19 protein-coding genes and 1 pseudogene are annotated in these 23,668 nt (G+C 62.9%); 9 read left to right on the top strand and 11 right to left on the bottom strand.

The annotated features are described in order from the left end of the window. Positions 1-30: 30 nt before the first annotated feature. From IYW40_RS02755 to IYW40_RS02780, 6 genes are all read right to left on the bottom strand, one after another. The gene (locus tag IYW40_RS02755) at positions 31-2,349 is read right to left on the bottom strand and encodes a hypothetical protein (protein ID WP_109027248.1); all 2,319 of its coding nucleotides are present in this window, start codon (positions 2,347-2,349) and stop codon (positions 31-33) included. After that, positions 2,346-4,394, bottom strand: a complete 2,049-nt coding sequence (locus tag IYW40_RS02760) for an AAA family ATPase (RefSeq protein WP_175095517.1) — start codon at positions 4,392-4,394, stop codon at positions 2,346-2,348. Before IYW40_RS02760 ends, IYW40_RS02755 begins: the two co-directional genes overlap by 4 nt. Then, positions 4,391-4,921: a hypothetical protein gene (locus IYW40_RS02765; protein WP_109027250.1), complete on the bottom strand. Its 531-nt coding sequence runs from the start codon at positions 4,919-4,921 to the stop codon at positions 4,391-4,393. The genes IYW40_RS02760 and IYW40_RS02765 overlap by 4 nt, the downstream gene beginning before the upstream one ends. Next, entirely contained in the window at positions 4,921-6,240 is a 1,320-nt protein-coding gene (locus tag IYW40_RS02770; protein ID WP_109027251.1) for an SIR2 family protein, read from the bottom strand. Before IYW40_RS02770 ends, IYW40_RS02765 begins: the two co-directional genes overlap by 1 nt. Then, positions 6,237-6,608 carry an XRE family transcriptional regulator gene (locus tag IYW40_RS02775; protein WP_109027252.1) on the bottom strand — a complete coding sequence of 124 codons (372 nt, stop codon included), beginning with the start codon at positions 6,606-6,608 and terminating at the stop codon, positions 6,237-6,239. The genes IYW40_RS02770 and IYW40_RS02775 overlap by 4 nt, the downstream gene beginning before the upstream one ends. 733 nt (positions 6,609-7,341) lie before the next feature. Continuing rightward, on the bottom strand, positions 7,342-7,905 hold the full coding sequence (locus tag IYW40_RS02780; protein ID WP_158273669.1) for a transcriptional regulator: 564 nt from the start codon (positions 7,903-7,905) through the stop codon (positions 7,342-7,344). A 380-nt stretch (positions 7,906-8,285) separates the two neighbouring features. Between IYW40_RS02780 and IYW40_RS02785 the strand changes: the two genes are divergently transcribed. Both IYW40_RS02785 and IYW40_RS02790 read left to right on the top strand, forming a co-directional pair. Beyond that, the gene (locus IYW40_RS02785; RefSeq protein WP_109027276.1) at positions 8,286-8,663 is read left to right on the top strand and encodes a hypothetical protein; all 378 of its coding nucleotides are present in this window, start codon (positions 8,286-8,288) and stop codon (positions 8,661-8,663) included. A gap of 76 nt (positions 8,664-8,739) precedes the next feature. Continuing rightward, positions 8,740-9,312: pseudogene (locus IYW40_RS02790) on the top strand (ParB/RepB/Spo0J family partition protein); the annotation flags it as partial. 500 nt (positions 9,313-9,812) lie between these two features. Here IYW40_RS02790 and IYW40_RS02795 read toward each other — a convergent pair. Next, complete coding sequence (locus IYW40_RS02795; protein ID WP_196399291.1) at positions 9,813-10,382, bottom strand: hypothetical protein; 570 nt, start codon at positions 10,380-10,382, stop codon at positions 9,813-9,815. A 36-nt stretch (positions 10,383-10,418) separates the two neighbouring features. Between IYW40_RS02795 and IYW40_RS02800 the strand changes: the two genes are divergently transcribed. The 7 genes from IYW40_RS02800 (at position 10,419) to IYW40_RS02830 (ending at position 20,706) form a co-directional block, all read left to right on the top strand. Continuing rightward, entirely contained in the window at positions 10,419-10,988 is a 570-nt protein-coding gene (locus tag IYW40_RS02800) for a tyrosine-type recombinase/integrase (protein ID WP_196399292.1), read from the top strand. Next, positions 10,985-11,902 (top strand): tyrosine-type recombinase/integrase, encoded by a 918-nt coding sequence (locus tag IYW40_RS02805; protein ID WP_246720594.1) that lies wholly within the window; start codon positions 10,985-10,987, stop codon positions 11,900-11,902. The genes IYW40_RS02800 and IYW40_RS02805 overlap by 4 nt, the downstream gene beginning before the upstream one ends. Further along, positions 11,899-12,903 (top strand): tyrosine-type recombinase/integrase, encoded by a 1,005-nt coding sequence (locus IYW40_RS02810; RefSeq protein ID WP_196399293.1) that lies wholly within the window; start codon positions 11,899-11,901, stop codon positions 12,901-12,903. The genes IYW40_RS02805 and IYW40_RS02810 overlap by 4 nt, the downstream gene beginning before the upstream one ends. 105 nt (positions 12,904-13,008) lie before the next feature. Continuing rightward, positions 13,009-14,502, top strand: coding sequence for a DNA-binding protein (locus tag IYW40_RS02815; protein ID WP_196399294.1), 1,494 nt, complete (start codon positions 13,009-13,011; stop codon positions 14,500-14,502). A 179-nt stretch (positions 14,503-14,681) separates the two neighbouring features. Continuing rightward, complete coding sequence (locus tag IYW40_RS02820; RefSeq protein ID WP_175095519.1) at positions 14,682-15,089, top strand: hypothetical protein; 408 nt, start codon at positions 14,682-14,684, stop codon at positions 15,087-15,089. Between the two features lie 143 nt (positions 15,090-15,232). Further along, the gene (locus IYW40_RS02825; protein ID WP_175095520.1) at positions 15,233-19,687 is read left to right on the top strand and encodes a strawberry notch-like NTP hydrolase domain-containing protein; all 4,455 of its coding nucleotides are present in this window, start codon (positions 15,233-15,235) and stop codon (positions 19,685-19,687) included. A 14-nt stretch (positions 19,688-19,701) separates the two neighbouring features. Beyond that, a complete protein-coding gene (locus IYW40_RS02830) occupies positions 19,702-20,706 on the top strand; it encodes a toprim domain-containing protein (RefSeq protein WP_175095521.1) in 1,005 nt (334 codons plus the stop codon). 99 nt (positions 20,707-20,805) lie between these two features. Here the strand turns inward: IYW40_RS02830 and IYW40_RS02835 are convergent, their stop codons facing one another. The 4 genes from IYW40_RS02835 to IYW40_RS02850 are packed head-to-tail and all read right to left on the bottom strand — an operon-like array spanning position 20,806 to position 23,620. After that, positions 20,806-22,170 carry a thiamine biosynthesis protein ThiF gene (locus tag IYW40_RS02835; protein WP_175095522.1) on the bottom strand — a complete coding sequence of 455 codons (1,365 nt, stop codon included), beginning with the start codon at positions 22,168-22,170 and terminating at the stop codon, positions 20,806-20,808. Then, positions 22,170-22,649 (bottom strand): Mov34/MPN/PAD-1 family protein, encoded by a 480-nt coding sequence (locus IYW40_RS02840; protein WP_175095523.1) that lies wholly within the window; start codon positions 22,647-22,649, stop codon positions 22,170-22,172. The genes IYW40_RS02835 and IYW40_RS02840 overlap by 1 nt, the downstream gene beginning before the upstream one ends. Continuing rightward, positions 22,642-23,130 (bottom strand): hypothetical protein, encoded by a 489-nt coding sequence (locus tag IYW40_RS02845; RefSeq protein WP_175095524.1) that lies wholly within the window; start codon positions 23,128-23,130, stop codon positions 22,642-22,644. The genes IYW40_RS02840 and IYW40_RS02845 overlap by 8 nt, the downstream gene beginning before the upstream one ends. Position 23,131: 1 nt before the next feature. Beyond that, complete coding sequence (locus tag IYW40_RS02850; RefSeq protein WP_175095525.1) at positions 23,132-23,620, bottom strand: hypothetical protein; 489 nt, start codon at positions 23,618-23,620, stop codon at positions 23,132-23,134. Between the last annotated feature and the right edge of the window lie 48 nt (positions 23,621-23,668).

Raw genomic sequence — 23,668 nt, forward strand, 5'->3', positions numbered from 1 at the left:
TTGGAGTGCAATCGCTTGATATCTCCACGACTATTTGTCGACATCGTCGAACACCGAGCGCTTCGTGGCGACCGGAGTGGAAGCCGGAGCTTCTTCCTTCTTTTGCGTCACGATGTGCGTCCAATCCGCTTCATCTTCCGAGCCTTCCTCCTGCTCGCGCTTGCGCTCTTCCAGTCCCTTGACTGACCGCTTCACCTGATTGCGCGCGTTGTCGATCAGGGCTGTGGCGTCCGCGTCGACACCGATCGCCTCAATGCGATCGAGTACGCCAAGAAGCTTCTTGAAGTGGCTATCAGGCTCCTCGTCCAAATCAGCGTCGGCGACGATCTCGTCGATCCGCTCTTCGAGCGAAGGCAGCACAGTTGTTCGCAGTGCCAGCCCCATGCCGACCAGTCTCAGCGGCGGTACAAGCGCTAGCATCTCTGGTTCGTCGAAGAAGGAAGCATCTAGGTTCGTGAGCACGGCGGATTCCAGGGTGTCGGCCGCCTCCGAGCGCAGATCGTCCGGTAAGATGCCGAGGTGGTGGGCTCGGGCGTAGGCCGCGATCTGGGGATCGTTGCCGGCGAGGTCGGTTTGCCAGCAGGACCGTCGAAGTAAATTTGGAAATTGCTGGACCGCTCTGGCGAACACGGGCCCGCTCGCTCGATAAGACAGGAAGTGGAATAGCATCCAATTGCGGTGCCATTCATCGGGGGTGTGGCCGAGCCGGGCGACCAGAGCATCGTCGAGCATCGTTGGGATGACAAGCGCGTCTCGAATGAGAGGCGAACCCTCGCACGTAAAGCTGCTGAGAATGGTGTCGATCGTCGCGCCCCGAATGAGCGCCGCCATCATATGCGGCTTCTGGCGGAGGATCTCTGTCAGGGCGTCGGAAATCGTCGGATGGGCGAAGGTCCATTTTGATCCGGAGAGTTTCAGGAACGAGCCCTTCAGCTCAGCGAAACAATCCTGGATCTTAGTCAGGGTGTACCCGGTCAGCTCCGCGACCGCCTGGGCAGCCAACACATCATGGTCCCTGGGATTGAAGCCGGCTTGATGGACGTAAACCAGGATGAGCGCGGCTTGCAGCTGATCATCCAAGGCGTTGACCGTATCGATCAGATGCTCTGTTGGCTCTTCCATGAAACGCACGAGCGAACTTTCGCGGGGCGAGAGCCCCTTGGTGAAGTTCGAGTCACCAAGGCGTTCGGCAATCCCAGGAAGAAAGTCACGAACGGCGGCGACGGCGGCCAGGTGTGGCTTGACACTTGATCGCCAGCTCTGGCTCTGCTCGCCGAAATTCACATGGTTATAGAGAATCTGCGCCTTCTCTTCGAACGTCAGTTCGCCGACATCGACTACGGCGCTGCCATCAGCGAATTGGGCAAGGTTGCGCTGTCCGAGGCGACGCCGCGCCGCTTCATAGATATGCTTGCGGGAGGTTAGGAGAAAGCGGTTGCCGTGCTTGATCGCTGCCCGGAGCTTGGAGAATGCCGACGCCCAGTCCTGTACATAGTCGTCGCGTAGCACATTCGAGCCGAAGGCGTCGTCGATCCAGAAGAAGCGACCCGGATCGTTGGGATTCCACCCGGCCTCGAAGTCGCGGGGACTGGTCAAAGCGAGAACGGTGTTATCCGGATTTTCAGAAGCGATTGTCGAGACGATCGCGCCGATCGCTGATTTGCCGCTTGAGGGATTGCCCAACAGCAGCACTACGCCATGGTTGGAAATGGCGTTGACGGCGTCGCGATGGGCTTTTGTCGGCACATACGTGCGAAGCTTTGGAATCCAGCTGTCAAGCAGCGCCCGACTCTGCTCGCTTAGCCGCTCATCCACGATTGAGGTGAGGTCCCCCAGGCCGTAGACCTGCGGAACGAGAGCCCGTAGGCGCGCGCTGGTTCTGATGACCCGGACGATATACTGGCGACCGAGAATGTGCGGCTTACGCACGCCGAGCGCCCGAAGCCTGTCACGCATCGCCGCCGCGACAGGCGCATCTACGCTCATGTTCGTCATGAAGGCGTAGGTGTCAGCCTGACCGGCTTTGACCAGCTCCTCGACATTCTCAAGCTCGGTGGTGAGATCGCTGAGCTTCAATGCCCTCATGGCATCGGACGTATGCTTGCACTGGACCGTGCCGATGGGCGGTGCGTCTGTTACAGAGGGGATGAGGAAGACCGCGTCCTGGCCGCCGTCCTGGGCTTCACGGAAGATCTCCACGGGTCGGCCGAGTATGACCTCGCATACCTGCGAGCAGAGATCCTGAAACGCGCGCCAGCCGATCGTGTGGAGCGCCAGATCGCTCCAGGGGCCGTGCGCTCGACGTTTGCGCGGCGCCGGAAGTTCGATTTGCGCGGTCTCGGTCATCATGCGGTGGCGACACCACGTAGAACGCCGACCGGCATCGGATGAATATCCTGGTCGATGACTACGCTTGTGGTGCCGAGCAGTCCAAGTTCGATGTCGAGACGCCGGCCTCCCTCCGTCGAGGTGCTCACCAAGCGCCGGCATAGCAGATCGGCCAGCGCGGGGTCTTCGACCGCGCAGATTATCTGGCGCCCGTCCAAGCGGAGAGCGGCGAGCACTTCGACTAGGTGAAGAGCCCTGAAATCATCGATGTGCTGAACGGGGTCGTCGAGCAGAAGGGACCTGAGTGGTGTCCACGCCCGCGCAAGATGGACCGAGAGAAGGAAGGCCAGACCTGCTGCGCGGCGCTGGCCGCTGCTGAAGACGAATTGCGGGTTCAGGCCGTCTCCCACCTTGAGGCTGAGGAAACGCCGGACGTCGCCGCGGATGCTGTAGTCGATCGTTCGCCAGTCGGCGTGCGGTCGCAGGCGTTGATAGAGTTCGTTGAGCAGAGGACTGATCTGAGCGAGCCGCTCGTCGATGATCTCAGCGCTCACGCGCTTGACAGAGCGTTCGATTTCGCGGGCTGCGGTGACGGCATTTTGTGACTGGCTGACCGCCTGCGCCAGCTTCTCGATTTCAACTCGCAGCGCCGAGATGTTGTTTTCGATCGACGACATCCGCGCCACCGCTTGTGAGGCCTCCAGCACGAGGAGCGCACGCTCAAGGTCGATCAACCGGTCTCGTTCGAGAGAAATCGCCTGCTCCAGCCCGTCAGGATCATGGATCAAGCGGTGATCGAGCCCCCACTGAGTGTAGAAATCCACATGCGCCGCTTCCTGGACGCGCAGGCGGCGCAGCTCGTCCGCATGAATTTGAACGGAGGCAGCTGCTGCCTGGAACGCGAGGCTGGGTTGCCGCGCATTGTCTTTCGCGGTGGCGAGAGCATCGCGAGCGGCCTGAACGCCCGACGCCAGTGATGTAATCCGTCGCCGTGCAGCGGCCAGACCGGCGGCAAACTCGTCCGACGTTCGGTGGGCCGCGCATAGCGGGCAATGATCGTCGTGCAGCCCGAGGCGCTCACCGTGCTCGACGAGAAGGCTCAGCGACGCCGCGATCGCGTCCATCTCTTCTTCGCGCACGAGGCGCTGTTCGGCTTCCGAGACGGCTTGCTGCGCAGACTGATGCTCGCGCTGCGCCGCTTCGTTCGCCGCTGATGCGGCCTCCCGGTTCGCAACGGCCTCCGGGGCGTTGAAGGCCGCCTGCGCAAACGCGACCTCGCGACCGAGTTGAAGCGCGTCGCCCATTCGACCCAATCGGGCCCGTCCGTTCACGAGCGCGTTTCGACCTGCTACCAGCCGCGCCGTCAGCTCGGGCTGCGCATCCGGCGCCGCGGCGGCGATCACCTGGAGCGCGGCAGAAACATCCCCGGATCGGCTAAAGGAGGCTTGTGTCTCAGACTGCTGCGTTAGCCTGTCCGCGAGGCGCAAACGGGCGGCCTCATAGGCGGCCTCGTCTTTAGAGTGAGCGGCTTCGGCGGACGCCACGACCTCCTTGGCTCTGCTACCCGCTTCGGAGCCTTCCAATGCGCCGAGCGCCGAGCGCACGAGATCGAATCGCTCCGTTTCGGTGAGGTCCAGGCTGAGCGCAGCGATCCATTCGTCGCGGATTATCGAGGTCCGAGTGAGTTGCCTGAGCGCGTCGTCTGGCGCGGGTCCGCGGCAGAGCGCGGCGTGGATCTCCTCTGATGAGCGATCGGAGCCGGATTCCCGCGTCCGCGTGATGGTGAATGGCTTCCCGTCGTCGTCAACGAAAGAGGCCGTGACGTAATGGGCATTGGGAACACCTTCACCGCGCCACCAGAGGTAATCGCTGAGGCTTTCCTTCGCCGCCTTCTCGACGGCGTATTTGTCGATGGAGCCCGTGATCGCGAACTCGACCGCATCGCACAGGGTGCTCTTGCCCACGCCGTTCCGGCCGGTGATGACGGTGAAGCCCCGTCCGAAGTTGATCCGGACGAGATCCCTGAAGCCACGAAAGCCGCATACTTCGATGAAATCGAGCCTCATGATGTCGCTCCCAAAATGCGAGCGACCTCCGCCGGCGTGGTTTCGTTGAGGAACGCGGTAACGGCATCGGCAGGAATGTCCTTCAGCCTGGTACGCAATCTCGTTTCGAAGTTGGACGCGCCGAGCAGCGGCTTGGAGCGCATGGACAGCAGAGGTAGAAGCGCCTTCTCAACGTCATCGGCTGTGGTAATCGAGGCCCGGGCGATCTTTCGGGTCAAAGAAAAATCCTCTTCGATGCGCTCGATCTCGCGCCCTCGACGCGCATCCTGATCCGGAGTCAGAAAAACCGAGTAGACGTTCCACGCCTTCGCTCCGGCACCGCGCAACGAAGCGGCGTGCCGAGCGAGCGCGATCTGCTGGTTCTCCTTCCAGGTGGTGAGGAGCGCATCTGCGGTGTCGAAGACGTGGACGAATCCCATCAGCGCCGCGCTTTCCAAACAGGTCACCGGGCCGGCCGAGCCAGTCCACGTCCAGGTTTCGTAATGGGCGTCCCGAAGGAGGATTTCTGCTTGCGTCAAGATGTCCATCAGATGCCCAACACCGCTCTTGCCGCAGGGAGATCGAACCACTTGCCCGTCGGGTCTGGACGAATGACATCGCCTGCGCGCCCGCTCCGGACGACGTTGTCGGGGACTCCCAGGTCGGTTGCGCCGACCGCGACAACAATGTCGGACTGCATCGCAGCAGGCGGCTCGACGAACTTTCCGCGTAGCGTCCCGAGGACGGATTGCGCCCCGTTTATGACGCGAATGGTCCGGCTGTTGAGCTCGTAACCGTCGGCGCGTTGAACTGCTCCCGCCTGACGGAGCAGCAAGTGGAAGAAGCCCAAGGCCTCCGGATTCGCCGGGCGTAGCAGCTTGGCCGGCTCCGCCGCCGAGACACCCTCGGCATCCCGCCTCAGACCATAAAGGGCCTCGCTGTCGAAGTTTCCGACGTCTAGCCAAGCCGGGTCGCATTGAACTCCGGTGGCGTGCTCGAAGGCAGCCCGCCCGGCGTCCAGGACCTGACGAAGGTAGTTCGATGAGAACGCGCGACGAAGCTCGTCGAGCGCCACGGCCCCAGACTCTTGGACATGCTCGAACGTCACGTTCTGAGCGTGCGCTATCTCCCAGAGCTGCGGAGCCTTCTGCTCGAGCGCATTCGGCGGCGAAAGATCGACCACCGTTACAGACAGCGGCTGCACGTCAATCAGCGCTTCGCCGATCACAGCGTTGAGGTATTCCCAGTCCGACCAGAAGCCGACGACGAGCAGGTCCTTTTGCCGAAGGTTGGCGGCCATCCATACTTTGCTTCGAGCGATGCGAGCCGATATTATCGGATCGTCGATCTGCGAAGGTGCCCAGACTGTGGACGGCCGGTCGCGATGGGAGCAGCCGTGGAATTTCAGCAGGGGCGCCTGACGGACTGCATCGGCGGTAGCCTCGTCGCCGTCGAGTGAACCGCGGAAGTCCGCGCCGTAGTCCCATGCCCGCCGCTCAATAAGCGTGTCGTAGTTGCTCGATATGCCGGCAACGGCGGCGCGAATGATGAGAAAATCGGCTATTGCGGCATGCCCGGTGTTCGAAGGCCGCACGAAGGCGGGCCAGGGCACCAGATGTTCGATGAAGACCGATTGCAGGGCATTGAGGCCCGCGAAGTGCTCGGCGAGAGCCTCAAGATTCTCCCGTAGAGCAAGCTCGCAGTTCGGGTCTGATTCAAGACGATATTTGTCGAAGCAGCGCTCGGCGACAGTTCGGGCAGACGGCAGGCTGCTGGGCGGCGCCATCGACAGCCCGGCGCCGCAGACCACCAAAAGGCGGCCGGCGTTCATTGAGGCCAGAAGTCGAGTGATTGTCTCGGGCGTCAAGCAAGCCTCCGCCGAGAACCAGCTCGCCTTGCTGCTGGCTTCGCTGCCGGCTGAGTTAGGACGCCGAGATGTTCGATCCGTACGGGCGGCCGGGCCGGCAGCTTCACCGTCAGTTCGAGTTTGCCACCGATCGCTTCGACATAGCTGCGTAGCGTCGAGAGATACATATCCGCCTGGTTTTCGATCTTGGAGACGGAGGGTTGTTTGATGTTCAGGGCGGTCGCGACATCTTCCTGGGCCTTGCCCGCGATCTGGCGCAGCCCGCGGAGTCCTTCGACCTCCTGCCGGAGTTCGTCATAGCGCGCTTCGATCTGCTCCTGCTGGTCGCGGGGCAGGGAAGCTATGACCTGATCGATGCTCCTTCCCACAGGATCGTCCCCTTCTTTACGGATTTAAGGTTTTCCAGATGGTCGGAAAACCAGCTGCCCGCCTTGGCGATAAGCTGCTTGTAGAAGCGCCTCTGGCTACTGGCCGACTTGTCGCGACCTCGATCGTGCTCCTCTCAGGATCGCACGCGAAGGCTGCACGACATTCATCGTCTGCAGCAGAGAATGCATCTCCTTTCTCTTGGCCTGTTTCGAGCCTTTGAGCGTGTCGACGATGGGCGACCGAGCTGCAGACCGAATTCGGCGAACAGCTTCGCAATGGCGAGTAGTTCGGTCTGACTCCGATGCTCCACAGCCAGAAACTCCGCCTCACGGGCGTCGTAAAGTCTGATATTTAATGTATATAGCTTCGGAGCTATGTCGGGTCAAGGCTGATGAGGACGGCATCAGTTGCCACCCTCGGGGACTCCTGGGAAACGCAAGGGAGATCGCCGATGCTCCTTAATTGGATTTCGCAACGAGCAATCACGCGGTCGAACGCTGGTTTGAAACTGTAGCTGTATCTTGCATGAATCGGCACATGCTGAGGTCGCACGGCTCACGACTCCAAGTGGTTCAAGCCAAACCTGCCATTCTGCATTCAGCCCGATCCTCGCTGGACAAGCCAAGCCGGCGAAATGCCCAATACCGGACGTTCCGAACTTCGGCTAAGCGTCATATTGTTGCCTTCCTCAGGTAACGAAAAACGAGGAAATGGTCCCTCTGCGCTCTTTCCTCACGCTTCTCGTTGAGATGGAAGCCGCGCAGCTCGCGAAGTTTTCGGGGTCGCCGCGCGTTTGGCGCCTCTCGCCGCTTTGCGTGGCGACTCGACGCCGAGCAATTCCCACAAGCTGATGTCCAATCGTTCCGCGAGTTCCACGAGCACGAGCAGGGACGGGTTCGATACGCCATCGGTGATGAGATAGAGCTGCGGCAGGGATACGTTCAGAAATTTTGCAAATTCCTGTTTGGTCAGGCCGCTATTGCGGAAGCGCTCGTTTACGACGGCGCCCATCGTCTCGACCATTTTCGCCCCGGAGGGATTCTTACGATCGCGAACCGGCTTGGCTTCGAGCAACTCGTAGAGCGGGACGCGAAGCTTTTTCGAAATTTCCGCCAACATTGTGATGGACGGGTTCCCGAGCCGGCGACGCACATAGCGAAATTGCGACCCTGACATGCCGACGAATTCGGCGAATTCCGGCTTCGACAAGCCGCTCTTCGCCTGTTCGGCGATTAGGCGGTTCGAGAGGTTTGCGAGATAGGGCGACTCGAGCCGATCAGCGATCGTGACGACCATGAGCCGGCGTCGTCGATCCGCCTGAGCCGTTCCCCCCGCTTTACCCGCCTTACGCGACCACTTTGGCTCGCCGCCGATCATTTTGCCCCGGAAAAATCACGACACCGCCCCAGCACTGTCATAGATTCTCGCGCGGCTGCCAAGGGCAATTCGGGAATTTTTGCCAGTTTATTAGACTTTGCCTGCTTGCGCTTTGCGGCGCGGCATCCGAAGCAAGGCTGTGGCTCGACAAGCGCGGAAGGCAGGACAGGATGCCGCCCCCGGTCGCGCGCCGGGCCTTTCACGCTGCTTTTGCGAAGAGCGAGAGCGGTGAGCGCGCTTCACGACGGGACAGAAAGCGAGAGAAAGGCTCCCGCGCGCTCGTCGCGGAGATTTCGCTCATGACCGACAATTACGGTGAGACGATCGCCAAGGCCCTCGCCACCCAAGGCGGGCATCTCTTTATCGGGAGGGGCGGGTTTTCATTGCATTACGAGACCGGATGGCTGAGCGGTGGTTATGACTGCGAGCCAGTCAAAGCCGCGCTGATCGCGGCGGGCTTGCCCGTGATCGATAGCCGCACGGTCGATGTCGGCAAAGTCGCGGACCTCGCGCTTCGCGGTCCGATGATCGCGGTCGGTAAGCCGCCAGATCCGCCGCCCTGGCGCGCGCTGTCCTATGCGCCACTTGCCGAGGGTGCCGAGGCTTACGCGCGCGCCGGCGCCGATGTGCTGAACATGCCCGGGTGCGGCGGCGAGGACTCGGCAGCCCGAGAGTGAGAGGGCCCTTTGGGCTTTTCGACGGAGAAGAGGGTGAGAGAGAGGTTCTCGCCCATCCGTCGCGGAGTTCAGGGATATGGCGAAGATTGTTTTGACGGCGGCGCGGGATATCGCGCTCGACAAGCTTGTGGCGTCCGACGCGAATGTGCGGCGGATCACGGCGGGGGTGAGCGTCGAGGATCTGGCCGAGGATATTTCGCGGCGGGGACTGTTGCAGTCCTTGAGCGTGCGGCCTGTCGTGGACGACCAGGGCGCGGAAACGGGTCAATTCGCGGTCAGCGCGGGCGGGCGACGTCTCGTGGCGCTTAAACTGCTCGTCAAGCAGAAGCGCCTCGCGAAGAACGCAGCCGTACCCTGCATCATGAAAACCGACGGCATCGAAGAAGAAGATTCGCTCGCCGAGAACACGATGCGCGAGGCGTTGCATCCGCTCGACCAGTTTCGGGCGTTCAAGAATCTCCAGGATCAGGGCGTCACGATTGACGAGATCGCCGCGCGGTTTTTCGTCGGCGCGCCGGTGGTGCGGCAAAGACTGAAACTCGCGGCGGCGAGCGAGAAGCTGCTTGATCTCTACGTCGCCGAAGAATTGAGTCTTGAGCAGCTCATGGCCTTTTGCGTCACCGACGACCATGCGCGGCAGGAGCAGGTGTTATGCCGATATCGGCATAAAACTTCTTATGTCGAGCAGGAGATTATGCCGAGCAAGAGTGGGCGGGGCATTGCGCGGCCTGGATGACCTCAAGGATTTACTCGGCATAATTTCGATCCGTTCAGCCTCTAAAAGCCGAAAGGATCAGCATGATCACCAGTGAACTGCCTACTTTGGATGAGCCGCCTGCTCACGGTCACCGCCTTCGAGCCGATGCAATCCTTGCTCGGTATCTCGACGCGCAACTTGGTTCTCCCAGTTTTAGGAACCGCGCCGGCGCCGCACGGCATTTCCTCCATTGGGTGCGGCTACGCCACGTGCCCTTAAGCCGTGTGGATGCCGAAGTCGTACAGCGCTTCACACGCCATCGGTGCCAATGCGTGAGCTTCAGCCCGCGAGCCATTCAACAGCCAGGCTACGTCACCAGTGTCCGCCGGTTCGTCGCGTTTCTTGAAGATCAAGGCGCGATTCCCGTTCCCGATCTTGGCCCAGTGGTCGCTCTACTGCCAGCGTATGGCGATCACCTCGTCGCCCTGAGCTACAGCCGAGGATGCCGAGGCATGTTGATTTCCGGCGCGGAGCATTTTGTTCATTGGCTCCGCTTGTCGCGGGTTGGCGCGCAGGTCGTGAGTGACGCCGACGTCGAACGGTTCGCTCAGCACGACTGCCAGTGCTTTCTTTGTCGCAAACGCGGCAGGCTGACCGCCTCGGGCGTGCTTCGACGGCGGCGAAGCGGAGCTGCATTTCTTCAGTTCCTGCGCGACCGTGGACTGGCGCCGACGCGCGGTGTCGCTGAAGAAGATCCGCGCCTTCGCGCATTCCGGACCTGGCTTGTTCATCGATGCGGCGTCACCAAACAGACGGTTGTGCGCTATCTGGCCGAAACGGCGCGTTGGCTGCAGTCGCTCGGCGAGGACCCGAGCAAATATGACGCCGTTACGATCCGCAATATCGTGTTGGACCAGCCCGTGACTCGGTCCCGCGGTTCGGTCCAGCTGACTGCGACAGTGCTGCGGGCGTATCTCAGGTTTCTTGCGGCCAACGGCGCGTGCCGTCCCGAACTCGTCCATGCAGTGCCCTACGCGTCACGCCGGCGCGACGCCGTGTTGCCGCGCTTCATCAGCCCGGAAGCTGTCGAGCGTATCGTCACGTCCTGTCACGACGCCACGTCGACGGGTATCCGGGATCGAGCAATCATCCTTCTGCTCGCTCGCCTCGGCCTTCGCGCTGGGGATGTGTGCCAACTCAAGCTCTCCGACATAGATTGGGCCAATGCGCTGTTGCGCGTAGATGGCAAGAGTCGAAGGGCGGCGCAACTGCCACTCCCGCAGGACGCAGGCGACGCGCTGTTGGCCTACATCGAGCAGGCTCGCCCAGTCGTTCCGGAAGACCGCGTGTTCCTGCGTTCGCACGCGCCGTTCAGGCCTTTGGCTTCCTCAGCAGAGATCGCCCGCATCGTTGCAAAGGCGCGCGACCGCGCGGGCGTCAAAGGAGGTCCATCCGGAGCGCATGTGTTTCGCCATTCGCTGGCCACCGCAATGGTCAGGACCGGCTCCAGTCTGGAGTCGATCGGAGCTCTCCTTCGGCATCAGTCGCCTGCAACGACGGCCATCTACGCCAAGGTGGATGTCGTGATGCTGGCGCGCGTCGCCCAGCCATGGCCCGGAGACGCATGATGCTGAGCGATGACGTGACGCGCTACGTCGCCCTGCATCGTAGCCTCGGGCTAAAATTCAACAATGAGGACCAGATCTTGCGGTGTTTCGTGACATATGCCGAAGCGAACGACGATCAGTACATGCGCACCGAGCGGATATTTGCCTGGTGCCGCTCGGCCTCCTCGCCAACACGAGCAAGGACATTTTACGCCGCCATCAGGCGCTTTTGCATTTTCATTCATGCGGAGGACCCACACCACGAGATCCCGCCTGCTGGTGCGTTTGGACGTGGGCGTTGCCCGCGCCCGGCGCCGCACCTGCTGGGCCATCATCAGCTGCGAGACCTCATGACGGCTGCACTCAAGCTTGGGCCAAAAGGGTCGATCAGCCCGCATACCTACCATCACCTGTTCGGACTCCTCGCCGCGACTGGCATGCGCATTTCGGAAGCGCTGGCGCTCAAACGCGGCGATTTCACCGATGACGGTCTCATCGTTCGCAAGGGAAAGTTCGACAAGAGCCGGCTCCTGCCGATCCACTCGACCACCCGACAGGCGCTGAATCGCTATCTGGCTCTCCGAGAGGACCTGAATGCGGGCGGAAGCGACCTGTTCGTCGTGACGACCGGCCAGGCTCCGCGAAAGTCGACCGTGTATCAAGTTTTCCGTCGGCTCGCTCATCATTTACGAATCCGCGACCTGGGCAGCGCGTCGGGCCCTCGCGTGCATGACCTGCGGCATATGTTCGCCGTGCGATCACTGGAAGCATGCGCGCACGATCGTTGCGAGGTCACCGCCCATATGCTCGCTCTCAGCACTTATCTCGGCCACTCCGAACTGGAGCACACCTATTGGTATCTCGAAGCAACGCCAGTTCTGCTGCGCAGCATAGCCGAAGCCGGCGAGCAGCTTTTCCAAGGGAGGGAGGCATGACGGCTCTCGCTCCGCACCTCACCGCCTTCTTGTGCGAGCATTTGCCCCGAGATCGCAACGCCAGCCCACACACGGTGGCGACTTACGCCCATTGTTTCGCGCTGTTAGTCCGGTTCGCAACCAAGCAACTCGACAGCCGGCCCAGTGACCTTAGGATCGAGGATCTCGGTCCGGATCTGGTGCTCAGTTTCCTCGACGAGATTGAGACCGATCGCGGCAACTGTGCTCGCACGCGCAACGCGCGGCTTATCGCAATCCGGACCTTCTTCCGTTACGTCGAGTACAAAGTGCCGGCCTGTTTGGATCAGGCTTTGCGTATCCGGGCGTTGCCGAAGAAGCGGACGGACACGGCGCTGATTGATTACCTCACGCGTGAGGAGATCGAGGCGTTATTATCTGCTCCAGACCCGCGTACAGTGAGCGGCGCACGCGATCGTGCGATGTTGCATCTGACCTACGCTGCGGGCTTGCGCGCTGCCGAGCTCTTATCGCTTCGCCTGGAAGACTTCCCAGATCGCTCGCTCACGACGGTTCGGATCAAAGGAAAAGGGCGCCGCGAGCGCGTGCTGCCCTTGTGGCGTGAAACCCAAGCTATGCTTCGCGCCTGGTTGGCGATTCGCCCGCAAGCCGAGACACCCGAGTTGTTCCTCAACCGAAATGGCGAGCCGATGAGCCGGGATGGCTTCGCGCATCGTCTTGCTCAGCACGTCGCTGTCGCCGCGCAGAAACAGCCGTCGCTCCTGCAGAAGCGAGTAACGCCGCATGTCCTTCGTCACAGCTGCGCGATGCACACGCTCGCTGCGACGGGCGACATCCGCAAGGTGGCCCTTTGGCTTGGTCATGCGAGCATCCGCAGCACGGAGACCTACCTGCGCGTCGATCCGGCAGAAAAGCTGGCGGTTCTAGCCGCGCACGCGCCTCCACCAGTCAAGCCTGGCCGCTTCAAGCCGCCATCGGACAAGCTCATGACCATGCTCGCCGAGGCGCGGAACGGAACATGATGAACTGAAGAGAGAGCAATTATGCCGAGCGAGTCCACGTGTTTCTCCGATGTGGGACGGCCGTTTTGGGCTCTGCTCGGCATAATCTCCTGCTCGACATAAGAAGTGTGGGAGACTCTCAAACGGTCCTACAATAAGGAGCCTTATACGATCCGGCGCATGCTGACCGAGGGCGCTGTGAAGGCAGGCGACAAGCGCGCCGTCTTCGTCGGCGTTGCGGGGTATGAAGCGGCGGGCGGGGTCATCCTTCGTGATCTCTTTCAGCAGGATCATGGTGGCTGGCTGCAGGATATGGCGCTGCTTGATCGTCTTGCGCGGGAAAAACTCGCGGAAGCGGCCGACGCGCTTCGCGCCGAAGGCTGGAAATGGTCGGAGATCGCGATCGATTTTCCCTATGGCCATACGAATGGGCTGCGGCGGCTGCCGGCGAGCTACGCGCCGGTCTCGGAGGAACAGCAGGCGCGTTACGACGTTGCGCTCGCCGAATATGACGCGTTGTCGGACGAACATGAGGGCGCGGAAGATCTTCCAGAAGAGGTCGACCGTCGGCTCGCGGAACTCGAAAAGGAGATGGCGGCGGTTGACGAGCGACCGGCAATCTACGATCCGACCGAAATCTCGCGCGCCGGAATATTTGTCTGCATCGACCATGATGGCGCTCAGAAGGTCGAGCGCGGCTTTGTCCGGCCCGAGGATGAGGAGCCCCCAGGCGCGCCGGCCGCCGGCGAGCCCACGGGATCGGTGGCCGCTCCAAAACGCGCTGGCGACGGTGCGGTCGGCAGTCCCGATGGAGACGCGGCCGACCAGGACGAGACGGAAGTCTCGTCAAAACTATCGGACCGATTGATGAGCGATCTCACCGCCCACCGAACGCTCGCGCTGCGCGTTGCGCTCGCCAATGATCCGGAGGCGGCATTTCTTGCCGCGACCCACGCGCTGGCGTTGAAGAGTTTTTACTCTTCCGGCCGCTTCGACGGCTGCATCGAGGTCGACGCCAAATCCGCACCGCTCGGCGGCTATGCTTCCGGCCTCGCCGATAGCGCTACGGCGCGGGCGAATGATGAAGCGCAGGGCCATTGGCAGTTGCGACTGCCGAAGAAATCGGACGATCTTTGGGACTGGCTGGTGAAAGCGGATCGCGAATCGACAGCCGGGCTTTTCGCGTTCTGCGTCGGCCAGAGCGTCAACGCGCTGCAGCTTTCGCACGAACGCCGCTCAAAGGCGCTGGATCATGCCGATCGAATGGCCGAACATGTCGGGCTCGATATGAGCGCGCATTGGACGCCGACTGTTGAGAGCTATTTCGGCAAGGTGACCAAGGCGCGGATTCTGGCGGCGGTGCGCGAGGCCAAGGGCGAAGCGACCGCGCAGATGATCGATCATCTGAAAAAATCCGACATGGCGGTCGAGGCCCAGCGTCTGCTCCAGGGAACAGGCTGGTTGCCCGAGCCGCTTCGCGGCTCGACAACGGATGATGCTGACGCGGCAATCCTCCAAAAGCAAGAAAGCGACGCCTTGCCGGATTTCCTGGGCGATGACGACGACGCGGCTTTGCTCGACGCCGAGGAAGGGGAGCCGCACGCCACGGCCGCGGAATGATGTTCCGGGCGGGATGGCGCGCGCCGTCCCGCCTTCCTCCGCGCCTGGCGCTTCGACGCTGACGTTTCGTCGCGTCCGCTCAAGACGCGCGCTCGTCGCCCCATCAATCTCCGTTTCCCGACACCGTCGCGCGCGGCGACACGCGCGCGCATCCTCCCTCGATTTTGAAAGGCGCCGCCATGGGCTGGCTCTATATGCAATCACTCGGCGGTCATGCAGGACCGCGTGACTATCTCGACGCGCAGTTTACCTTCGAGAATGCGGAAGGCCGATCGAAGGTCCTGCGCTCCATCCTTCTTGGCGACACCTATTACGCCGCCATCGAGCAGCACAGCGGCGGGGCGCGCGCGGTCTTCGCGCTCGTCTGCCTCACCTACTACAATCCGCGTGATCCGGAAGGATTCATCTTCGGCTACAAAGATATGACCGAAGCTATGGGGCCCTGCGCGAGCGACTGCCCCGAGGACATTCTGGATCTGTTGACGCCGACGGATCGGCCTTACGCAATCGCCTGGCGCGCCCGCTGTCGCGAGAACGCCGTTGCGCGGCGCAGTAAGTCATCACAAAAATCGGCGTCGTCGTTCTGACGGATTGGCGGCGGCGGCGTCACGGCGCTGATCGTCGGCGCGACGGCGGGGGGAGAGAAGAGGAAAAGGGCTTGGCCGTGAGGGCGAGCCCGGGAGGAGCAAAGAGAGAGCGTCCCGGGCCGTCACAATCCCGGAGACAATCGATGAGCCCGATCCTCGCCGTTGCTGAAACGCCCCGCGAACAATCCGAACTTTCCTTCGTTGCGACGGACAAGCCGCATGCGCTGATCATGGCGGCGCAAACGCTCGTCGCGCATCTTGCGAAGGGACGCGTCATCGACGCCCCAGCCGTGCGCGTGGCGATGGAAGCCGCTTTTGGCGCAAGCGACTCGCAAGGGGCCTGGAGCTGGAAGGACGCCTATGAGGCGGTCGAGGCGGCGCAAGTTTTGTTCCTGCGTCGCTATGGGCCGGCAATGGCTGCGCGCGCGGCGAATGATCCGGCGCGCCTTCTCGCCATGCTCAAGAAAGTCGGCGCGCTACTTCCGAGCGAAACGCGCCGCTCGGAAGAAAGCCAGGCGCTGCAGCAATTCTCGACGCCGCTGGAATTCGCCTATGTCGCGAGCCTTGCGGCAGGGATTAGAGCCGACGACGTCGTGCTTGAACCCTCCGCGGGTACGGGGATGCTGGCGATCCATGCCGAGCTCGCCGGCGCGAAACTCGTCCTCAATGAATGGGGCGAGACGCGCGCCGATCTTCTGAAAGGTCTATTTCCCCAAGCGCGGCTCAGCCGCGTCGACGGCGCGCAGCTTCACGATCGCCTCGCCGCCGATCTTGTTCCAACCGTCGTGCTGATGAACCCGCCCTTCTCCGCCTCGCCCTTGATCGAGGGACGACATGCCGCCGCGACCTTCGAACATATTCGCGCGTCTCTCTCTCGCCTTCGCCCCGGCGGACGGCTTGTCGCCATCACGGGCGAAAGTTTCTCCCCGACCGCGAACAGCTGGCGCGGAAGTTTCGAGCGCCTGCAGGAACAGGGACGGCTCGTATTCACGGCGTCGCTCGCGCGCGGATTTTTCGCGCGGCACGGGACGAGCGTCGAAAGCCGGCTGACGGTCTTCGATAAAACGCCGGCTGAGAACCCGAATGAATTTGTCGCTGGACTTGGTCCGGTCGCCGACGTTTCAGAGTTGCTCGCGCTGGTGCAGCGCGATATCCCGCCGCGCGCGTCTCTTGCGCTCGCGCCGGGCAATGGCGATGCTCCAATCCAGGGCGGCGTCGGTTCGACCGCGAAGCCGTTTGCGCTGATCGTCGCAACACGCCCCGCTGCGCCACATCCCGCATTTATCGATTCTGCACAGCGCAACGCGGGTGCCATTCCGACCCCTGCTCCGCGCGTGTCTTCAGAGATCGTCGAAGTCGCCTACGCGCTTCGCGACTGGAAAGCGCCCCAGGGCGGCGCGCTCAGCGCCGGGCTCTATGAGCCCTATGCGGTGCAGTCAATCGCAATCGAGGGAGCGAAGCGGCATCCGACGACGCTCGTCCAATCCGCCGCCATGGCGTCGGTCGCGCCGCCAAAGCCAGGCTATCGACCGCACCTTCCCAAGAGTGTCGAGTCCGGGCTCCTGTCCGACGCGCAGCTCGAGAGCGTCATCTACGCCGGTGAAGCCCATCGCGGGCTTCTCGCTGGCTCCTTCCTCGTCAATGAAAGCTTCGAAGCGGTTTCCGCCGCGCCGGATGACGCGGAAAATGCGGTGCGCTTTCGCTGCGGCTATTACCTTGGGGATGGCACAGGCGCCGGTAAGGGGCGTCAGGTTGCTGGCGTCATTCTCGACAATTGGCTGAAAGGCCGCCGCAAGGCGCTCTGGATCTCCAAATCCGACAAGCTTCTCGAAGACGCGCACCGCGACTGGTCGGCGCTCGGGCAGGAGAAGCTGCAAATCGTCCCTCAGTCCCGCTTCAAGCAGGGCGCGCCGATCAAACTGTCGGAGGGCATTCTCTTCACGACCTATGCGACCTTGCGCTCGGATAAGCGGCAGGGCCGCGACGGCGCTGTGAAGGCTTCGCGCCTGTCGCAGATTATCGACTGGCTCGGAGCCGATTTCGAGGGCGTCATCGTTTTCGACGAGGCGCATGCGCTCGCCAACGCGGCTGGCGACAAGGGCGAGCGCGGCGAGAAGACCGCCTCGCAGCAGGGCCGAGCCGGATTAAGATTGCAGAACGCCCTGCCGAACGCGCGCGTCCTCTATGTCTCGGCGACCGGCGCGACGACCGTCGCCAATCTCGCTTATGCGACGCGCTTGGGGTTGTGGGGTTCGTCCGACATGCCCTTCGTGACGCGGCTCGATTTTGTCGCGGCGATGGAGGCGGGCGGCATTGCGGCGATGGAAGTGCTGGCGCGCGATCTCAAGGCCCTCGGCCTCTATGCGTCTCGCGCGCTCTCCTATGCCGGCGTTGAGGTCGAGATGCTGGAGCATCAGCTCTCGGCCGAACAAATCCGCATCTATAATTCCTATGCCGGCGCTTTTGAAATCATTCACAATAATCTCGCCGCGGCGCTGGAGGCGGCGAATATCACCGGCGAAGGCGGCCGGGCCTATAACCGCAACGCCAAGAGCGCCGCGCGCTCGGCTTTCGAATCGAACAAGCAGCGCTTCTTCAACCATCTGATCACGGCGATGAAGGTTCCGAGCCTCATCGCTGCAATCGAGCGTGATTTGGAGGCGGGTCGCGCCGCCGTCATCCAGATCGTCTCGACCAGCGAAGCCCTGATGGAGCGCCGCCTTGCGGAAATCCCCTCGTCGGAATGGGGCGATCTCTCCTGCGACATCACCCCACGCGAATATGTTCTCGACTATCTCGCACACTCCTTCCCGACGCAGCTCTTCGAGGTCTATTCCGACGAGAATGGCGATCTTCACTCGCGGCCCGTTGTCGATGAGAATGGCAATCCGGTTCGATCGCGCGAGGCGATGGAGCGTCGGGATCGTCTGATCGAGCATCTCGCAGCGCTGCCGGCCGTGCAGGGCGCGCTCGATCAGATCGTGCAGCGCTTCGGGACCGAGATAGTGGCCGAGGTCACCGGCCGCACGCGGCGGATCGTGCGCAAGACCAACGCCGATGGCTCCGACCGGCTTTGCGTCGAGAACCGGCCGGCTTCCGCCAATTTGGGCGAGACGCAGGCTTTCATGGACGACGAGAAGCGCATCCTCGTCTTCTCCGACGCCGGCGGCACTGGGCGCTCCTATCACGCCGAGCGCAGCGCGAAGAACCAACGGCTGCGCGTCCACTATCTGCTCGAGCCCGGCTGGAAGGCGGATAACGCGATCCAAGGCCTCGGGCGCACCAACCGCAGCAATCAGGCGCAGCCGCCCTTGTTCCGCCCGGTCGCGACCGACGTGAAGGGAGAAAAGCGCTTTCTCTCGACGATCGCCCGGCGGCTCGACACGCTCGGCGCCATCACGCGGGGCCAGCGCCAGACCGGCGGCCAGGGCCTGTTCCGGCCGGAGGATAATCTCGAATCGCCCTATGGGCGCGCGGCGCTGCGCCGGCTGTATCAGCTTGTCTTTGGCGGCAAGGTCGAAGGTTGCTCATTGACGCGCTTTATGGAGGCGACAGGCCTCGATCTCACCGACCGGGACGGGAGCCTCAAGGAGGAGCTGCCGCTGATCTCGACTTTCCTCAATCGCATCCTCGCGCTGCCGATCGCTCTGCAAAATCTCCTCTTCGACGTGTTCGAGGGGTTAATGGCGGCGCAGGTCGAGGCGGCGATTCAGGCCGGCGTCTTCGATGTCGGCGTCGAGACGCTGATGGCTGAGAGCCTCGTCGTCACCAATCGCCAGACCATCGCCGTGCATGGCAGGAGCGGGGCGGAGACACAGCTGCTGACCATCCTGCGCAAGGACAAGACGCGGATCACAACGCTTGACGCGGCGTTCGACCATGCGACGACTTCGCAAAAATCGCGACTGATGGTCAACGACCAGTCGGGGCGCGCGGCGGTCAAATTGCCGGCGACAGCGTTGATGCAGGACGACGGCTCGGTTCAGCCGCGCGTTCGGCTGCTGCGGCCCGCACATGCCGATGTGATCACGCTCGAAACCATGGAGCGCTCGCATTGGCGCGATGCGAACCGGCAAGAATTTCAGCGGGCGTGGGAGAGCGAGGTCGCCTCCCTCCCCGACCTGACCGAAGGCACGTTTCATATCGTGACCGGCTTGTTGCTCCCGGTCTGGAACCGGCTCCCCATTGAGGCCGCGCGGGTCTATCGCCTGCAGACCGATCAGGGCGAACGCGTCATCGGCCGGCTCGTCTCGCTGGCAAGCGCCGCTGCGCTCCTTGAGACGACCGGCGCCGGCGCCCCTGCCCTCGCGCCGGCAGCCGCCATCGCCGCGGTCATGCAGGACGGCGCGGGACTCGTTCTGGCAGAGGGGCTCGTACTTAAGCGGTCGCTGGTGATGAATCGGCATCGGCTCGAGCTCACCGGTTTCTTCGATACGACGGTCGACCGGCTGAAAGCGCAGGGTCTCGTTTCCGAGATCATCGCCTGGAAGCTGCGTCTCTTCGTGCCGCTCGGTGATGAGGCTGCGAAAATCGTCGAGAAGCTTCTCACCCTCTATCCCCTGCTGCGCGTCGCGCCCGCGACCCGCGTCAATTCGTAATGCGGGAGGCGATCATGGAAAGCCCCGCCCGGACTCTGTCCTGCAGCCTCGCTGAACATGTCGAGGCTGTTTGCAAACATTATCTGTCGAATGGTTGTCGATGCGGCAATTACTGGATCGTCGGCGACGTCAACAACAATGTGGGCCGCAGTCTCTATGTGCGGCTCAAAGGTCCGCTCTCCGGCAAGGGCGCGCGTGGGAAGTGGAGGGATGGCGCGACGGATCAACATGGCGACCTTCTCGATCTCATCCGGGAACGAGAAGGGCTTACATCCTTTCGAGACACGCTCGACGAGGCGCGGCGCTTCTTGCGGGCGCCGCGCGAGACGACGACCGAGAGACGCGTGCGGAATTCAGGGAAATGCGACACGGTGGCGCTCGCCCGCAAAATCTGGGCGGCGTCGCAGCCGATTGTCGGCACAAAGGCCGAGGCGTATTTGCGTTCGCGAAAAATCACCGCTGATTTGAGTCACGCGCCGCTGCGCTATCACCCGGCGCTGATCTATCGTGAAAGTCGGGACGGGCTCTCACGCAGATTGCCGGCGCTGGTCGCCGCCGTCACTGACAATAACGACGAGATCACAGGCATTCATCGGACGTTTTTTGATCCGGCGCGCAACGTCAAAGCGAACGTCGAGTCGCCGCGGCGTTCGCTCGGCGCCATTCGTGGCAACGGCGTGCGCTTTGGCCCCATCGACGAATTCGCCATCATCGGCGAAGGGATCGAAACCGTGCTGTCGCTCAAGAGCGACATGCCGCATCTCCCAATGGTCGCGGCGCTCTCGGCAGCGCATCTTGTGGCGTGGGAGGTTCCAGCCGGGTTGCGTCGCTTGATCATCGCCGCTGACAATGATGGAGCCGGACGACGCGCCGCGCGCAAGCTTGCGGAACGCGCTGAGGCCGCTGGCGTCGAAGCTGAAACAATTGTCTCGCAAGGAAAGGATTTCAACGACGATATACGGCATATTGATCTGAAATGCCTTCGACTCCGGTTGTTGAAAATCACGGCCAATGTCTGAGTTCGAAGAAAGTGGACGCTCCTGATGCGTGTCGGCAAGGACTTGGTTTGACCGTTAGCCGAACCTGGGGACGTCCGCTTTCCGGCGCTTCCCCCGCCATCAGCGTAGGTTTGTGTAACCTGGGTTGAACCGCTTCAACACTCTGCCTTCGACACCCTGCCGCACGCCAACGTCTCGTAGCGTAAGGTCGAGTACATCCAGGCTGGGGCCGTGGTTTAGGCGTCGCACGATCTCCATCAGCGCCAGGGTGGCGGCGATCACTCCAACAAAGGGCACGCCGACGGTCCTGGACGCGATCTCCAGCAGACCGCAATCATCTAGTCCACGGTCCGCGAGATCTTGATAAGCGGCCGCCGTCGCCACCGCCTTCGCGTCTGCCGTCCGGGTGCTGGAGGCTTCGCCCCACCGTGTCCGAGCTGTGACCTTACCCGGGAATGCATGAAGCCGCATGGCCAGATACTCCCGCGGACCGGCGCCCAGCCCGGCATCAATAACCAAATCGAAGTGCGGGTTCTCCAGCGTCGCCCGCGCCTCGGCGTTGTCAACTCCGCAGAATAAGATGCGCGGGTCGTCCTCCGCCAAGGCGATGTCGCCGGCAAAGCGACGTTCGACGAGCCGCGTCCGGAATCCCCGCGCCTCCGCCCAGGTTGCCATCTCACGCGTCTTTAGGCGGCCGACCATCTCCGCGCAGGTGAGGACTGAGGTGCTGTCGTTCGCGACCGCGAGCCGATCGAAATCTTGAAGGGTTAGTTCTACTTCTGCCGGGCGTTCGAACTGGAGGAGGCCCAAGGTCCACAGGAATGCCTGGCCCAAGTGGCCAAGGCCGAGAACCCAAAGCTTGCTCGGCGCCACCCAGGCTGCGGGCCCCGAGCCGCTGCGCCAGGGTGCGCTCGGATCCCACAGGGACAGACCCACGTCTCGGTCACCCGCCATCGGATTGCCGCGCAGGCGCTGAAACACTTCAGCGACGGCCAGGGCCCCAGCCAAGACCGCCGCGGGAATGTCACTCGCACCTTCAGGCAGGCGCTCGCCCTCGCTGGCGACGAACACGCCTCCGCGCCAGTCGCCGAATGTGACCTGCAGCGCTGCGGCAGGCGCCCCGTCGCCCAGCCAGGCGAGCGGAGTCTGTGGCGAGGGCTCGGCCCGCAGCGTGCCGCCGAGCGCTACAACTGCGTCTCTTAAGGTTTCGCCGAGACCGGGAAGATCGACCAGCAAGGGGACTTGGACGTCGCCAAGGACTTCGATCCCACCTAACAAGGCTCGTCGCCCGCAGTTGACCATGGTCAGCAAAGCGGCTTGGACGGCTGCGGAGTGCCCAGCTCCGGCGCCCAGGCCGATGGCCATGCGGTAGCTGGCGAACATGGCGTAGGCGGCTTCGACGCTGTCAGCCTCGCCGTTATCCAAGGCCATCTTGACCCCCCGATGCAAGGTGTCGGGTCGCGTGTCGGTGATCATCTGGTTCATCAGGCGAAGGTTCCCGTTTTGAGGACGCGGCGGCTGCGCCATCCGCTGAAATCGGTCCAGGCGTGTGAGCCCTCATAGCGATAGAGGCCCATGCGGTGACGCCACACCGGGTTGCTGGCGAAGCGTTCGACAATTAGGGCGAGGTGACCGGGCCTCGCGATCATCGGATTGCACCGATCCGCCTCGCTCTGCCCCGCGTCGCCCCCGTGGGTGTGGACGTCGGCCAGCACTTGCAGGCCGGAGGACCGGCAGAGCCCCCAAAGCTTCTCGAAGGCATCCGCGTAAAGAACGCACACCCCGGTGCTGTAGGCGTTCGCATCGAGGTCATCGTAGAAAACGCACCTCTCGAAAAAGCGCCGGTCGCTCTGGCGCTTGCCGAGCAAAAAGGCGCCGCTTTCGGTCTTGCCGCCGCCGCGCCGGCGCAGCTCGGCCATGAGGGCCAGCCACTGGCCGCGCGGGATGAAGAGTTCGTCAGCCACCGCGCACTCCCGTGTAGTCGGAGCTGTTCAGCAGTTCGTGTAGGAATTCGAGGTAAAGCTGCAGGCCCTTTTCGGGGCGCCAGATGTATGCAGGGTGCTCCTGACGCCAGTTCGCATGGCCGGCGATGCTCATGCAATCGCACGGCGCGTACAGACAGGTCCCATTTTGCCAATCCGGGCGGAACACCGCCGCGACCCGCCGAGCGCCGGTTGGCCACTGGCCAAAGGACAGCGGCGCGTTAGTCGCGGGGACCCATGGGCGCGCGGTCGGCGCGCTTTGCGGATAGCCGGTGCAGTCGAACCGGAAGCAGAAGGCCTCGGGGGCACCTGCCCGGGGCACCGCGGAAACCTCGACTTCGACGATTGGCCAGGCGATGCGGACGATGCGCCAGCGGCCGAGGTGGACGGCGAGCTGAAAGCCGCCCTCCGCCACCTCGTCCAGGAAGGCCTGCTCGTCCGGGTGGGGGAGCAGCGTATTCATGCTAGCCCTCGACCCGCTTGACCGGCACAAGGCTGAACGCCAGCTCGCAGCCGCCAGACACCAGGGCGCCGATCTGCACGTCCGGGTCCGGCCGGTCGGTGGTCCCCGTGATCTGCAGGACGTGCTCGCTGGCGTCGACCGGCGACATTTTCAGCTCGTTCACGTACCAGCGCTTGACGTGGTTCACCGTTGCCGTGGGCGCGAATTCGTGGTGCACTTCCCGCGTGTCGGCGTAGTGCAGGGCGACGTTGATCTTCTTGCAGCGGTGCACGTGGACCCGGTGCTTGTCCTTCACGCCCTGGCGGTGGAGCGGCCTCTCGGCGTGCAGCGGGTGCTCGTCCTCGCCGGCGAATACCATGGCCTTTTCGATGGCCAAGCCGAAGGTGGCCGCAGCCGCGAGGACCGCGTCGGGCCCCGCGTCCTCGGAGACCTCGATCAGCTCGATGGACCGACGGCCCTCGATCTGCAGGAACAATTTCAGTTGCGTCATTGGGAGGAAACCTCTTGCCGGGGGTGAAGCGGTTTTCACCGCCGCAAG

Source organism: Methylocystis sp. H4A (genome assembly GCF_015709545.1).
Taxonomy (GTDB): Bacteria; Pseudomonadota; Alphaproteobacteria; order Rhizobiales; family Beijerinckiaceae; genus Methylocystis; species Methylocystis silviterrae.

Coding starts and splice junctions, on each gene's coding strand:
- IYW40_RS02755 (WP_109027248.1), bottom strand. CDS start 2,349: ATGATGACCGAGACCGCGCAAATCGAACTTCCGGCGCCGCGCAAACGT.
- IYW40_RS02760 (WP_175095517.1), bottom strand. CDS start 4,394: ATGAGGCTCGATTTCATCGAAGTATGCGGCTTTCGTGGCTTCAGGGAT.
- IYW40_RS02765 (WP_109027250.1), bottom strand. CDS start 4,921: ATGGACATCTTGACGCAAGCAGAAATCCTCCTTCGGGACGCCCATTAC.
- IYW40_RS02780 (WP_158273669.1), bottom strand. CDS start 7,905: ATGGTCGTCACGATCGCTGATCGGCTCGAGTCGCCCTATCTCGCAAAC.
- IYW40_RS02785 (WP_109027276.1), top strand. CDS start 8,286: ATGACCGACAATTACGGTGAGACGATCGCCAAGGCCCTCGCCACCCAA.
- IYW40_RS02795 (WP_196399291.1), bottom strand. CDS start 10,382: ATGGACGAGTTCGGGACGGCACGCGCCGTTGGCCGCAAGAAACCTGAG.
- IYW40_RS02805 (WP_246720594.1), top strand. CDS start 10,985: ATGATGCTGAGCGATGACGTGACGCGCTACGTCGCCCTGCATCGTAGC.
- IYW40_RS02810 (WP_196399293.1), top strand. CDS start 11,899: ATGACGGCTCTCGCTCCGCACCTCACCGCCTTCTTGTGCGAGCATTTG.
- IYW40_RS02820 (WP_175095519.1), top strand. CDS start 14,682: ATGGGCTGGCTCTATATGCAATCACTCGGCGGTCATGCAGGACCGCGT.
- IYW40_RS02825 (WP_175095520.1), top strand. CDS start 15,233: ATGAGCCCGATCCTCGCCGTTGCTGAAACGCCCCGCGAACAATCCGAA.
- IYW40_RS02830 (WP_175095521.1), top strand. CDS start 19,702: ATGGAAAGCCCCGCCCGGACTCTGTCCTGCAGCCTCGCTGAACATGTC.
- IYW40_RS02835 (WP_175095522.1), bottom strand. CDS start 22,170: ATGAACCAGATGATCACCGACACGCGACCCGACACCTTGCATCGGGGG.
- IYW40_RS02845 (WP_175095524.1), bottom strand. CDS start 23,130: ATGAATACGCTGCTCCCCCACCCGGACGAGCAGGCCTTCCTGGACGAG.
- IYW40_RS02850 (WP_175095525.1), bottom strand. CDS start 23,620: ATGACGCAACTGAAATTGTTCCTGCAGATCGAGGGCCGTCGGTCCATC.